Origin of the sequence: Nanhaiella sioensis, assembly GCF_046557775.1 — a bacterium.
Classification (GTDB): Bacteria; Bacillota; Bacilli; order Bacillales; family SM2101; genus Nanhaiella; species Nanhaiella sioensis.
On record NZ_JBKAEG010000001.1, the window covers coordinates 2698715 to 2712186 of the forward strand.

The following is a 13472-nucleotide window of genomic DNA, read 5'->3' on the forward strand; positions in this document are numbered from 1 at the left end:
GTAACAAATCAGCATTGCTGCTTCTTGTCTAATCCGTACACAAAATATGATTTAGCAGGTGGTTGCAGATGACAATTGAGTATTTATATAAAACGCCGAAAACATTGCTGAATAAGGGAACTGGTTTTTTGTCCGGATATAGCCACTCATTGAATCCATATACGGGATGTGCATACGCCTGCTCGTATTGTTATGTGCGTCAAATGCCTGTCTCCACTTTTCGTAAGACAGAATGGGGAACTTGGGTAGACATTAAGAAAGATGCTGCGTCTACATTCCAAAAAGAATTGCTCAGAGCTAAGACAATAGGACCGGTCACCATCTTTATGTCATCTAGCACGGACCCTTATCAATCAATCGAACACAAAGAGAAAGTTACGCAGTCTTTACTGAAAATCATGGTGGAAAGTCCACCGGACTTCCTGCTTGTTCAAACACGAAGCCCACTTGTTCGCAGGGACATTAAGATGTTGCAACAGTTGGGAACCAAAGTTCGGGTAAGTATGACAGTAGAGACTGATAGAGAAGATATTCGCAAGCATTTTGCGCCGTACGCTCCTCCTATTCCGGCAAGGCTTAAAACACTCCAACTGCTTGCTGAATCCGGTATTCCCACACAGGTTGCCATCGCACCTGTATTGCCAAGTAGCGAGCGATTTGCAGAAATATTGCGGCCCCTGGTTAGCCGAGTATGTATTGATGATTATTTTATGGGGGACGGCAGCGGTGGGAAACGAACATACAAGTTGGGCTTACAAGAATTATATAGAAATCTGGAAATGGAAGAATGGTATCATCCTTCCGCCTATCAAATGGTTTATAAGCGCATGCTACAGTATTTTTCAGAAGACGAACTTTTCATTAGCCAGAGGGGTTTCGAACCATAGTGCTGTCATAAGGACCACCTTGTCCTCATTTTGGAACTAAAAGTGTTTTGATACTGACCTGGTACAAAAATATGGCTTCACCTTATCTTACTTATGTTGTACAGGATCTTTATATGTATCTTCCATTTAGCTAAAAAATGATTGTATACAAAACGACTGCAACCTATGGTTTTAGCAATTAATCGTTTTTGTTCTTTGTTTGGATAGATTATAAATTAAAAGGTTTTATTGACGAGCACCGTCTTCACCTCATCTATCTATTAATAGGTTGATTGTTCGATATCACAAGCGAATTTTGGCTTACGCCAATGGTCAATTAACCCCCACTAAACCTTTACTCGCTTTGCATTGTTTTTGTTTGAGGTGGGGGTCTTCTGACTGGGAAATGATAAATATGAATTAACGGGGTTGTATCATGAAAAATAACAAACATTTTAATTTTTACAAGCTTTGGCTAGGACAGTCTATAAGTTTGTTAGGTACCCAGTTTACACTAGTAGCTTTGCCACTTTTTGCATTAGAGGTGCTAGAAACAAGTGAGGCGAATGCTGCCTTGCTTCGTGGGATTATATTCATCCCCTACCTAATTTTCGGATTAGTAGCTGGTGCTTTGATAGACGTCCTTCACAGAAAAAGGGTTTTGCTAATTTGTAGTATATGCCAAGGCGTTTTATTTTTATCAGTATTCATACTGACTGTAACAAATATAATGACGTTCCCTTTATTGGTGTTTCTCATGTTTTTAAACGGCATATTTACTACTTTTTACAATATTGCAATTCCTTCTTTCTTACCGGAAATATTAACAGATAAAGATAACTTGAAAAAAGGAAATGCTCAACTAGCTCTATCGGAGTCTCTTTCTATAGTAATTGGTCCTATGCTAGCAGGAATTGTTATTACTCTAGTTGGATTAACAGGCTCATTCACTGTTGACGCAGTAACGTATTTTGTTTGTTTTGTATTTGTATTATTTATTTCAAGGTTTAAACCGCATACAGAGGGCTCTTTAAAAAACGTAAATGTAAAATCCATTTATAAAAACATATATGAAGGGTTGATATATTTTAAAAAACACCCTGTGTTAGAACCAATTGTAAGTTGTGGCGCTGTTTACGGTTTTTTTAAATACATACTAAATAGCATTTTAGTAATATTCCTTTATAAGGTAATGGGTCTATCTGAACTTGAAATAGGATTTATTGTAGGTTCAGCAGCGGTAGGATTTTTAATAGGCAATACGATACTTATGAAAAAAAGTCAACAATTTAATAATACTAAAGTGCTTATTTATAGCGCTACTGTATCAGTTATTGGTCTGTGCTTTATACCGATCATGGGATATTTAGGAACCGTTATCGGCATAGTAGCTGCAAGTATCATACATGGTATGGGAGAAGGTGTATTTGGCCCTTACGCTGCAACCATACGACAACTTGCCTCACCAAGCCACATGCTAGGCAGAGTAAATGCTGTACAGCGTACGCTTAATTGGGGAGCTTGGGCATTAGGGAGTTTTGCTAGTGCATTGTTAGTTTCAATATTTGGACTTCAAACTACGTTATTTATAGGGGGCTTCGGAACAACATTGTGTTTAATAGTGTTGTTAAGGCGAGGCGTGTCAAAAGGAACCAACATTGAATATATGACTTCACTTTAGAGGAGATGATTATGATGTATAAGATATTAAAAGGAACTGAACTAGAAAATACACCACACGTTTTATTTGTAGGGGGATGGACAAAGCCTATACAAGATGCTTTAGAAAGAGGATTTACTGTTTCGTATATAGGGTCTTACACTAAACACATATATTTCGATGGAACGATCTTAGAAAAGTGTTTCTATAAAAAAGAAATAGACACAACAAATATACCCATATGTGTATACTACGCTGAAGATTTGTACAAAGAGAAACCGTTTGATATGGTTGTATCTTTCAACGAAACGGCATTAGATACGGCTTCTATAATTGCAAAGATTTTTAATGTTAAAGGAACTTCTTACAACGCTAATATGATAACCCGTAATAAAGACATGATGCGTGAAATTTTAGCAGGCAAGGAATTTTCGATAGATTCGATAGTTTGCAATAATATAAAAGATATTGATGAATTCTTGAACAAAAAAGATAGTATTATCATAAAGCCCACCAGTGGTGCAGGTGGTAAAGAGGTATCTAAGTTAGACAGGGGAGATGACGTAGAGGTATTTATTAAAGATAACGGTATTCAGCTACCTATTTTAGTGGAAGAGTACGTTGAAGGTGACGTGGTTTATACGGTAGAAGCCGTTTCTTATAACAAAAAACATTCTATACTTGCTATATCAGCTGAAGTATTTAAAGAAGATACGTTTTTAATAAACTATACTATTATGCCGGCACCTATAGATGAATTTCAAAAAAAATTAATCATTGAGAAAGTCATGCTATTTTTGGACGACATGCAGCTAGAAGACGGCCTTACTCATACGGAGGTAAAAATAGACAAACAAAATAACCCAATAATCATAGAGTCTCAAGTCAGAATAGGTGGAGGTAATATTTGGAAAATGGTAGAATTAACAACTGGCATATCTCAATTTGGATACTATTATGATGCGTTAGCAACTAAAACGATCGATGAATTTAGATGTGTACCTTCTAAATGTCAAGCTATGTCTTTAAGTTTGATTCCAAAACCAGGTTGCCTAAAAGAAATCAAGTATGAAGGATTAGCTAACATATCCGAGGTCGTATTAATTGATCTATTAGTAAAAGAGGGCGACACCATACCAACTATTGTAGACAGTACTCAACGTAAAGGTTATATATTATTTACGGCGTATGATATAAATCATATGTACGAAGTTGCAGACAAAATATGTAACAATATAACGTTTGTTTATCAAGATTTATCAGAATGGAAACCTTCTTTTAAAAAGATATTTACAAGGGATGTGACACATGACTGGTCTTTATCTCAATCTCATCAAAAAGGACAAGAAAAACGACAACTGTCGATTAACTAATAATAGGTAGACTACTCCAGAGAATAGATACTTAGTTTTCCAAAATAGAAACAATTTCAGAAAACCAATCGATGAGTAAATTGCTTTCAAGGAATCTTCTTTGAAAAGAGACAAGGGATTATTATAGATATTCAGAGAGGGAGGAGAATCAAATTTTGATTGTCAAAAAAAGCTATAACGACAAGATAAGGGGGTGTTGCGTTGGTTAATGTAGAAGTACCGTTAAGATGTACAGGTGTTGCGGCTGTATTATTAAAAAGAGTTGGAGCAGATTACAAAGTTCTATTGCTTAAACGTGATACAGCAGTTTTACAAGATGTTTGGTGTTACATAGGTGGGAGTATAGAAGAAGGAGAAAAAGCGTGGGAAGCTGCTCTTAGAGAAATTGAAGAGGAAACAGGGATTACATGTAATTCCCTCTATACCTCGAATCTATTTGATCAAATTTATTCACCTCAAGAAAATTACATCTATATTGCTCAGGTCTTCATAGGTTATGTGGATGAAGCACAAAAGGTAAGTTTAAACTATGAACATAATGATTATAAATGGGTTTCCTTCAAGGAAGCATTTGAAACAGTTTCATTACCAGGTAACGAAGAAGTACTTCGTTCTATCGAAAAATACTTTGCTAATCGTAAACCATTACATTATCTACGTATACAACAATAAAATCATGCCTGTACAGGAAAAAAAGTGTTCAAGCAAAAAGTATCGTGATAAATGTGAAATAATGAATATTGAGTAGGGTGGTTAGTCTGTAAGAAAGATTTTCTAACTCACGGTCGTTATTATATCTCTAAATCTAATAGGAATTAAAAATTCTTTTGAATTATACTTTGCTAGGAGAACTAGTCAACAAGAGGAGTAAGTTTGGGTTTCCACCTTGTAAAAATAATGATACGAAGCTACAGATGTACAAAAACTAAGCAGTTGTGATCATCAACTTCTATGTTTATACAGTAAGGACAACTACGTTTTAATAATTGTCTTGAAAAATTCTTGAGTAAATTATCAACGGTTTATACAGCTAAAAGGCCAATCAAAAATTTGATTGACCTTTTAGCTACTATTAACAATAGAGAAGCTTTTTGTTTGTTGGTAGATGATTCATTTTTCCAACCACAATTCTCTATACTCTATCCAACCAAGTGCATTTAGAGAGACACCTTTTAAGCTGTTATGGTGTACTGCATTTTGTCTGTTGTGATATAAAAATATAACGTTATAGCTGTTTCTTATGATGTTTTCAATGTTATTTAATATGTGCAAACGCTGTTCTTTATTTGATGTTTTTAATGCTGTTGCTATTAATTCTTCTATTTCTTCTTCATAATTTTCTCGCTATAAGCGAGCCGATAAATGAACCTTTCTCTTTATAAACACCGATTAATTCAATTTCAATATTTGCATCAAATACTTCACCTGCTACAATTAGATCAGCCTGCATCATGACATCCTTTTTTCTTAATTCCTCGATTGGAAATACCGATATTTCGATGTAAACACCTAGCTTTTCAGCTGCCCTTTTTATCCACTGAGCATCTTCGATATTTAATGGCATTTCATATGTATACAAATGAATGGTTTCTCCAGCGTAACCACTTTGAGCTAGTTTTTCTCTAGCTTTAGTTATATCGTAGTCGTTAATGTATGTTTCTATTAGATTACTGGACAGGAAGCCACTTGCTGGTTTATGCCTTAGTCCACCAAGGTCTTCTATTAATGAGGTCCTATTAATTGCAAGATGAAATGCTTTACGAAAATTCACATTTTGATATGGTGATTGTTTATGTAAATTGAACGCCAAATAAAAACTCTCATTTTCAAACCGATTTAACTCGTTGAAGCCTTCTCCATCTCTCAATGAATGAGTTATATGCAAGTATTTAAAGTTAAGGCTTTTTAGTTTTTGTTCAACTGTAAAGTCTGGCCATATCCATATTTCAATTTGGTCTAGATGAGCTCTTTCTTTGAAATAGTATTCATTTACTTGTAATAATAGCTTAGACTTGTCGTTTCGTTTAATAGAAAATGGACCTGTTCCAACCGGGAATGTTGAAAATTCTACATGCTCATGTAAATCATTAGGGACAATAGACAATTTAGAAGAATTTAGAACATTTACAAATAAAGAGTTAGATTCAAAAAGTTCAATCTGAATGGCATGTTCATGCATACAAGTAATTTTTTTTATACCGTTAACCATCCATTGATGTGGTGATTGCGTTTTAGGATTCTGTATTCTTTGTAAGGTATAGGCCACATCTAATGATGACATCGTTTTTCCATGATGAAAACGTATACCCTTTCGTAAATAAAATGTCCACACCTTGTATGTTTCATCATTAGTCCAATAATGGGCAAGATGAGGTTCAATAGCTTTCGTTTTCGGGTTAAAGATAACCAATGTGTCAAACACTTGTTTAACGATATGAACTTCAGTTCGACGCATTGCGAATGCAGGATCTAGAAATGGTATTGGTCGATAAAATGGGAAACGAAGGATGTCCAATTGCTGTTGTGAACTTTCTTTTTGATGATACCCTAGTTGTTGTTCCATCCAGTTGAAGAACATTACACTGCCATCATTGCTTACATTATATGTATTTAATAAAGTATGCGCGCTATGTAAGTCACCTGACAAAACTCTATGTTTTGCAAGATCTACTAATAAAAGGTCTTTCTCTTTTAAAAACATAATTTTAGAAGATTTTCCTCTACCTCTTCCAGAAGACCACTTTATCCAGTTACGGTCTTCCATTTTTTTGATTAAAATATTGGCATTTCTTTTTGTACTATATAGAATTTCACTGATTCTAGTTAATTTTACTTCAATCCATTCTCCGTTCTGTTCGTTAGAAAAATGGGTTCGTAATTGTAGGTAGTGCTCTTCTACTAACATTTGTCACACATCCTAATAGGTAGATTTTTAAAGAGACATTGTTGTTATTATCTTTCGTGAATTTGATTAGGTAAAATACAGGAATAAAGTGAAAGCAAGATATAGTTGCAATAGGTATTAAACAATTAATTCCTAAATTATTTTGATAGCATTGCTCTTACAATAACAAACATGTAGTTGCGAAGATGTGTTAGCGAACAATTTACTAATAATATATCAATTATACCCTTTTTTTATTTTATTATTGACTATGCTAATCTCGATTAAATATTTACTAAGGACGTTAAGACTAACTAATAAATGTCAACGAAAGTATAAGTGTGAGAGGGCTTAGGTTATATCCTTGGGGCGTACATGGGAATACGTATGAAATCAATATTATTACTTTGAAAATTCAATAGTGGGTACTAGAATTACATTGAGTTCCATTCTTACGGGTCAAGCGTGTGACGATGGAATATACAAATGTTAGTAATAAAGGTGCTGAGAAATTTTTACAAATAATTGATTGACAGATAAGCCTTACTCTATATGGAGTAGGGATTTTTTAGAAACAATAAAGTAATAGAATACTTTAACTAACACAAAATCAAGCTATTCATAGATGGCTGTTCAAACTAATTGAAGCTCCCAACAGTGCAGTTTCTTCTTCATTCCCCACTGTTGGTTAGTTAAACCAACCAGTTGACACGAGATAAAAGGTGAAAAAACAATATAATTCTTTCAGCTTTCTTTCATCTTAATTGAGTTTAAACTAATAAATAGGCTCTTTTCGTAAACTTTGTTGATAATAGCTCCTAAATTAGAAGAAGGTGTCATTGACTCATAAATCATCTTTGTATAGAAAAAATGCTACGAAATCTAGTTGTATTTGTGTTTATTTATTAGTACAAAAAAGATCAATCTATGCGAAAACAGCCAATAAATAACAGTAGAAAGGGGAAGATTATGAATCTACCTAAACCAAAAGAAAACATATCTATTCGACAAAAGAACGAACATTCATCACTATGGATGAATAAAAATTTTGTTATTCTTTTCATCACTGGATCAATTATTGCTTTTGGAAGTAAGGTTTATGAATTAGCGCTTCCGTTGATATTATACACTTTAACAGCATCCTCAGTAGCAATGTCCACAATGAGGGCTATTGAATTTCTTCCTAATCTATTATTGGCAATGTTTATTGGTGTTATCGTTGATCGTGTCAATAAAAAAAGGTGGTCTTTATGGGCGATCTTTTTACAAATTGTTGTGCTTTTTCTGTTATTTATGCTCATCCAAATTGGGTTTGAGAACTTAATCGTTTTCTACAGTGCTGGATTCATGTTGATGACTTGTAGTTACGCTTATTTTAATGCAAGGGCAAGTATAATTAAGCAAGTATTACCAACAGAGTTATTAACTCCTGCTAACGCATCATTTGCATTTATTACTACATTTATTGGGATAATGGGCCCTGCAATAACAGGTTTAATATTATTTTTTTCTAATTTGCATATCGGTTTACTTATTACAGCAATTGCTTTTACCGTTGCATTCTTCCTACTCATGTTATTGGATTCAAACGAAGCTGAAATAGAGAGGGATACAAATTTTCGTGAAGGATTAAAAGAAGGCTGGAAAGAACTTAGAAATAATAGGCCACTCTGGATGATCACCATTCTAGTTATCTTTACTAACTCCACTTCGGGAATGGTAGATACAATGATTATCTTTTTTGCTAAGGATGTATTACAGCTAAATAGTTCACAATTGGGAATCGTCTTATCATGTGCTGGCCTTGGAGGATTGGTAGGGAGTAGTGTTGTTACGTGGATTCGCAATAAAATGGCGGTTGGTGTGATTCTCGGAATGACAACATTATTATCAGGTTTAACATACTTTATGTTATTTATTGCAAATAACATTTGGATATTAGGATTCAGTTTGTTTTTATACGGATTATTTGGAACGATCTCATCAATTTGTATTTGGTCATATCGCCAAGAAACGACGCCACATGAACTAATTGGAAGGATTAGCGGGATTACAGGTTCAATGTTTAAGATTGGTATGCCTATCGCAATTATTGCATCAGGCTGGATTGCAGAGTGGTATAATCCTTCGCTAGTATTTTTACTTGCTTGTATGTTTAGTCTATTAATTTTTCTATGGGTTCGTAAATCACCTTTGTGGAAATTGGTATAAATTTAAGAAGGGTTTTAAATAATTGGTAGCAAACAGGTATCAGAGTGAGCAAATTGAATAACTTTTTGTTAAGCAATATGGAGCACATTTTGAAAAAGATGTGCCTTTATTCAAATTAAGAGGACAAGACATTGAATGAAAATTTGTCTAGTTAGTTAGGAAAATTTTAAAAATACATTTTAAGAGTTTTTAGAATGGATCATTTCAATCTGTTTGTTAAAAAGTGATAAAAGGATCATACCTAGTAGTCAGTATTTTTCTAATTAGGTATGAACCTTCTATGGATAGAAACAATTTAAGCTCTCAAAGAAGCATTTATGATAACTCCGTCATTATGATACCTGCTGGAATTTGGCACTATGTAATATCCTAACTGGCACCATACACTGTGACTCAATTAATTGTTGACTAGTAACAGAACCTCTTCTTTGACTGTTGGCCATGCGGGAGAGGTAGTATTTGTCAACATGAGATGTTCTGCAGTAAGAAGGTTAACATATTTTACACTATCTCCTGCCCTTTCTGCTTCACGGTGAAAGTGATCACTAATTCCGATCGGTACGTGGATATCAAGTGCACCATGAATAAGTGTCTGGTGGACACCGATTGGAAGAAGTTCAACAGGAGAAGCATGTTTGTAACGCGTTGGATATTCCTCTGGCGATCCCCCAATTAATTCAGCTGTTGGATTATCTGGTTCGCGAGATAGCACCTTGTCACGATAATGATGCACACCATGCATCATTTCAAGGTCGTTCACTCCAGCAAGGCTAACAGTACCGAGAATAGAGATAGGGTCTTCGATGAAAAGCTCGCTATCCTTTGCAATACTATGGCGTGCAGCAATCCAGGTTGCGAGATGACCACCAGCGGAGTGACCGATTGTCACAACTTTATTCAGGTCGAGTGGATAAGATTTTGCAAGGGTACGTATGTAGTCACTCGCATTCGCAACATCAATTAATGTACCGGGCCAACCTCCACCTTCTTGGCCTGTGCGACGGTATTCAATGTTCCATGTTGCGATCCCGCTTGCTGTTAAATCCTGAGCAGCCTTTCTCATTCTCTCAAGCGTGACTCGTTTTCGCCAGAATCCACCGTGAATGACAATGGCGACAGGATGAGGCCCTTCACCTTCAGGAAGAAGTAGTTCACCAAATTGATTTTGGTTTGTTCCGTAAAATATTTTTTCCATGCTTCTTTCACCTCAATTGTTGATGATTGATTTCAATTTTATTAAAACATAGTTTTTATTCGAAACAAAGTTATATTAAGAAAGCCGTTGGTCAACTTTGTGGTTATCGTCTACAGATGCTTCAGTTCTACTACTATACACCTTTTTAGTTATTAGTTTAATAAACAAGAGGAAAAATACTTTCCATAACATTATAGAAATTTAGCTTAAATAGGACTGAAATCAGTCCTTTTTGCATTGTTATAGAAATGAATTATTAAAGAGTTGTAGACTTCATTTTTTTATGGAAGTAGGAGCTTTAAGCTAATGAGTGTCATCTTAGTTGTAATTCACTATAAACATAAATATATTTATGTTTATCCATGAAACTATGTGTAAATGGGAGGATATATACTACAAATTTCATCTGAATAATGCTCAGGGTAAAATCATGCTGCGTTTCATTTTGATATCATAACTGTATTCCTGTATTTCCCTTTTGCCAAATAAAAAGAACGTTACTTAAAAGTAACGTTCTAAGAGGTAAATAACAATTTAAAATATAAATCACATTTCATGATGATAATGATGTTTCCTGTTTTTGTTCCAGTCTTTTCTTGTGTAAAACAGTGAGATATGAAAGGAAACTCAGTACTATGAAAAGAGTTGATGATAAGTACATCATGGCATATCCAAGATAATTAGCAATAAAACCAAGAATGAATGATCCAGATGCAATACCTATGTCGTTTCCCATAAAGTATGTAGCTGTTGCAGTTCCTCGTCTTTCAGCGGGAACTAACTCAAGCATTGTAGCATGCAAACTAGGTAGCATTAACCCAAAGCTTATCCCTATAAGTGCTGCTGATATATTAAAGGTGAGGACAGTTTGAGTTTGACTTAACAGTAATACACCTATGATAGCTAATATAAAGCCTGGAAAAACTACCAGATGGGAACCATACTTATCCGATACTTTTCCCGATAGTGGACGTGCGAAAATTAAAGCTATAGATAAAATCCCTAGAAAATAACCAGCTAAATCAACATTACCACGTTCTTTAGCGTATAGGGAGATGAAGGACACAATTCCACCATATAGGACATACATAAGACCAGATACAATTGATATCGGAACTACTTTGTATTCGAAGAAATTAGTTAATTTAAATTTCTTTTTCGAACGTTCCTTTGATTTTTCTGTCTTAGAAACTTTGATAAAGTAGCCTAATACAAAACTCGTTATCGATAATAATGTACAAATAAGAAACATCGTATAGAAATCATAAGCCTGTAATAATACTAGTCCCAAAAATGGACCAACAATCATGGCAATGCTTGCAAAGGTACTATAATATCCCATACCTTCGGCTCTTCTCTCTTGAGGAATAATATCAGAAGCTATTGTTCCTGAAGCAGTTGTAGCCATTCCAAAACCAAAACCATGCACGAAACGCAAAAGAAAAAAAACAAACAGACTAGCAATTCCTAAATAGAAGAACATACAAAGAGCAAATAAAATCCTAGCCAACAAGAATACATGTTTTCTACTGTAATAATCAAGCCATCTACCAGTTAAGGGTCGCGAAAAGATTTGTGCTGCCGAAAAAAGACCAATAATTAGCCCTACATGCTTTTCTTCTCCTTGTAAAGAATCGACTATAAATAATGGTAATGTGGGTAAAAGCATATAAAAGCTTCCAAACATAAACAGGTTACTAAGAGAAAGAAAGATAAAGTCTTTTGTCCATAGTTTATTCATAAATTAATCACCCTCCAAAATTAATTATAACACAAAAAAGTATAAATTTTCCAATTTTAGAAATAAATAATATTTTTGTAATTGTTTGACAAAAAAATTAATCTGGTTTATAATGTTAATAAGTTACATAAAAGGGGTGATTTTCCATGATGACATTTGAGAGTCCTGTAGTTGATCGTCTATCTGCACTTTTCCCTGCATAAGCTACTAAGATAGTGAATTCTCTCTGAGAATTCACTATCGCTTTTTTATTAGATAAGAGTTTAATAGGAAAGGGAGGATAATAACAATGGAAAATGATAATGCTTTTTTATCAGCTATCCTACATTTAAAAGAGGTTGATAATATATCTTCACTTTGGACACAGGGTGTTTGTAGAACAATAGAACATGAAATACCTTTTCATTTGGGACAAGTATTGGAGCCCTCTACATTAGTTGAGGTGTCTCGAGTAACAGAGTTACCCTTAGAAAAAATTCTAAAATTAGACTATGAAACTAGTGGATTTATGCGTGATATAAAAGATAATATAAGCAATATGTCATCGTTATCGTCTATAGAAAAATTAATTTTATCCTACCGTTTAACATACATAGCGCGCTATGATTTAGCCATTTCTATTTTTTCTTCAATCAATATCGATGATTTAGTTGTACAAAATAAAATTCAATACTATTTTTTAAAATTTATTTTGCAGAATCGACAAAATCAAAATCAACATGAAAAAGAATTTACAAAGATGATGGAATTATTCGAAGTACACACATTACCAGAATCACAAATTTTGATGGTTTGCTCAAATGCGATTGTGTGGAAGCTAAAGGCTAAGAGCATTGGAGAGAAACTTTTTAATTGGTTTGTTGAGTATGGTTTAAAAACTGCCGATAGTTTAGGAGAAGGAAGAGATTTTAAAGAGCATATTGCTTTATCACAATTTTATCGTGCTTATGCAATGATTCCAGCAGAGGATTTACTAATAAACGAAACAAGAAAAGAAATGGAAAAATCTTTATACTTTGCTAATTTAGCTGTTCCTAAAAATAGCTGGCAGGAATATCGTAAATCAGATGCCATCAAAACTATTTATGAATCCGAATTAAAGGAGCATTTATATGTATCCAAAAATCTGCAGGCAGCTGAAAAAGCAGGTCGAAACCTTCTAAGATTAGATCCGAATTGGAGTATTTCGTATCATGAGGTAGCAGAGGTCTTTTTAGCATCTAATCAGGTTGAGAAAGCATTAGAAATGTTTGAAAAATCTCTACATGTTGGTCTTCCAAGGTTAATATTCACCCAGTATATGATTGGGCATTGTTTAGGTACGTTAAAAAGAGAAGAAGAGGCTATTGATGCTTTTGTTAAGACGTTAAAATTAGACTCATACAACATATCAGCTGGAATTAATGGGTATAATTTTGCCAAAAAACTTAATCATCATACAGAAGGTTTCTTTAAATCATTTTTAGATAAGTGGGAAGAAAAAGGTGTACTTGAGGCAAAGCATAAAGAATTTATTAATGTCTAAAAATGAATCCATAGTTT

The 13472-nt window shown here is 34.2% G+C and carries 9 protein-coding genes and 1 pseudogene; 6 read left to right on the top strand and 4 right to left on the bottom strand.

Annotated features, from left to right (window positions below; translation table 11 throughout):
* Nucleotides 1-68: 68 nt before the first annotated feature.
* A complete protein-coding gene (locus V1503_RS12435; RefSeq protein WP_410627311.1) occupies nt 69-887 on the top strand; it encodes an SPL family radical SAM protein in 819 nt (272 codons plus the stop codon).
* A gap of 119 nt (nt 888-1006) precedes the next feature.
* On the opposite strand, the pseudogene V1503_RS12440 reads toward V1503_RS12435, so the two are convergent.
* Nucleotides 1007-1099, bottom strand: a pseudogene (locus V1503_RS12440) (helix-turn-helix domain-containing protein); the annotation flags it as partial.
* Between the two features lie 203 nt (nt 1100-1302).
* On the opposite strand from V1503_RS12440, the gene V1503_RS12445 reads away from it, so the two are divergent.
* The 3 genes from V1503_RS12445 (at nt 1303) to V1503_RS12455 (ending at nt 4571) form a co-directional block, all read left to right on the top strand.
* Nucleotides 1303-2547 (top strand): MFS transporter, encoded by a 1245-nt coding sequence (locus V1503_RS12445; RefSeq protein WP_214483646.1) that lies wholly within the window; start codon nt 1303-1305, stop codon nt 2545-2547.
* 14 nt (nt 2548-2561) lie between these two features.
* Nucleotides 2562-3899 carry an ATP-grasp domain-containing protein gene (locus V1503_RS12450; protein WP_410627313.1) on the top strand — a complete coding sequence of 446 codons (1338 nt, stop codon included), beginning with the start codon at nt 2562-2564 and terminating at the stop codon, nt 3897-3899.
* Nucleotides 3900-4100: 201 nt separating this feature from the next.
* Entirely contained in the window at nt 4101-4571 is a 471-nt protein-coding gene (locus V1503_RS12455; RefSeq protein ID WP_410627316.1) for an NUDIX hydrolase, read from the top strand.
* A 658-nt stretch (nt 4572-5229) separates the two neighbouring features.
* Here the strand turns inward: V1503_RS12455 and V1503_RS12460 are convergent.
* Nucleotides 5230-6804, bottom strand: coding sequence for an ABC transporter substrate-binding protein (locus tag V1503_RS12460; RefSeq protein ID WP_410627318.1), 1575 nt, complete (start codon nt 6802-6804; stop codon nt 5230-5232).
* Between the two features lie 948 nt (nt 6805-7752).
* Between V1503_RS12460 and V1503_RS12465 the strand changes: the two genes are divergently transcribed.
* Nucleotides 7753-8994, top strand: coding sequence for an MFS transporter (locus tag V1503_RS12465; protein WP_410627320.1), 1242 nt, complete (start codon nt 7753-7755; stop codon nt 8992-8994).
* A gap of 397 nt (nt 8995-9391) precedes the next feature.
* Here the strand turns inward: V1503_RS12465 and V1503_RS12470 are convergent, their stop codons facing one another.
* A complete protein-coding gene (locus V1503_RS12470) occupies nt 9392-10189 on the bottom strand; it encodes an alpha/beta hydrolase family protein (protein WP_410627322.1) in 798 nt (265 codons plus the stop codon).
* A gap of 553 nt (nt 10190-10742) precedes the next feature.
* A complete protein-coding gene (locus tag V1503_RS12475; RefSeq protein WP_410627324.1) occupies nt 10743-11930 on the bottom strand; it encodes an MFS transporter in 1188 nt (395 codons plus the stop codon).
* A gap of 289 nt (nt 11931-12219) precedes the next feature.
* On the opposite strand from V1503_RS12475, the gene V1503_RS12480 reads away from it, so the two are divergent.
* The gene (locus V1503_RS12480; RefSeq protein WP_214483655.1) at nt 12220-13455 is read left to right on the top strand and encodes a tetratricopeptide repeat protein; all 1236 of its coding nucleotides are present in this window, start codon (nt 12220-12222) and stop codon (nt 13453-13455) included.
* Nucleotides 13456-13472 lie beyond the last annotated feature (17 nt).

Excerpts from the sequence above, each read along its gene's own strand:
- V1503_RS12435 (WP_410627311.1), top strand. The coding sequence starts at position 69 with ATGACAATTGAGTATTTATATAAAACGCCGAAAACATTGCTGAATAAG.
- V1503_RS12445 (WP_214483646.1), top strand. The coding sequence starts at position 1,303 with ATGAAAAATAACAAACATTTTAATTTTTACAAGCTTTGGCTAGGACAG.
- V1503_RS12450 (WP_410627313.1), top strand. The coding sequence starts at position 2,562 with ATGTATAAGATATTAAAAGGAACTGAACTAGAAAATACACCACACGTT.
- V1503_RS12460 (WP_410627318.1), bottom strand. The coding sequence starts at position 6,804 with ATGTTAGTAGAAGAGCACTACCTACAATTACGAACCCATTTTTCTAAC.
- V1503_RS12465 (WP_410627320.1), top strand. The coding sequence starts at position 7,753 with ATGAATCTACCTAAACCAAAAGAAAACATATCTATTCGACAAAAGAAC.
- V1503_RS12470 (WP_410627322.1), bottom strand. The coding sequence starts at position 10,189 with ATGGAAAAAATATTTTACGGAACAAACCAAAATCAATTTGGTGAACTA.
- V1503_RS12475 (WP_410627324.1), bottom strand. The coding sequence starts at position 11,930 with ATGAATAAACTATGGACAAAAGACTTTATCTTTCTTTCTCTTAGTAAC.
- V1503_RS12480 (WP_214483655.1), top strand. The coding sequence starts at position 12,220 with ATGGAAAATGATAATGCTTTTTTATCAGCTATCCTACATTTAAAAGAG.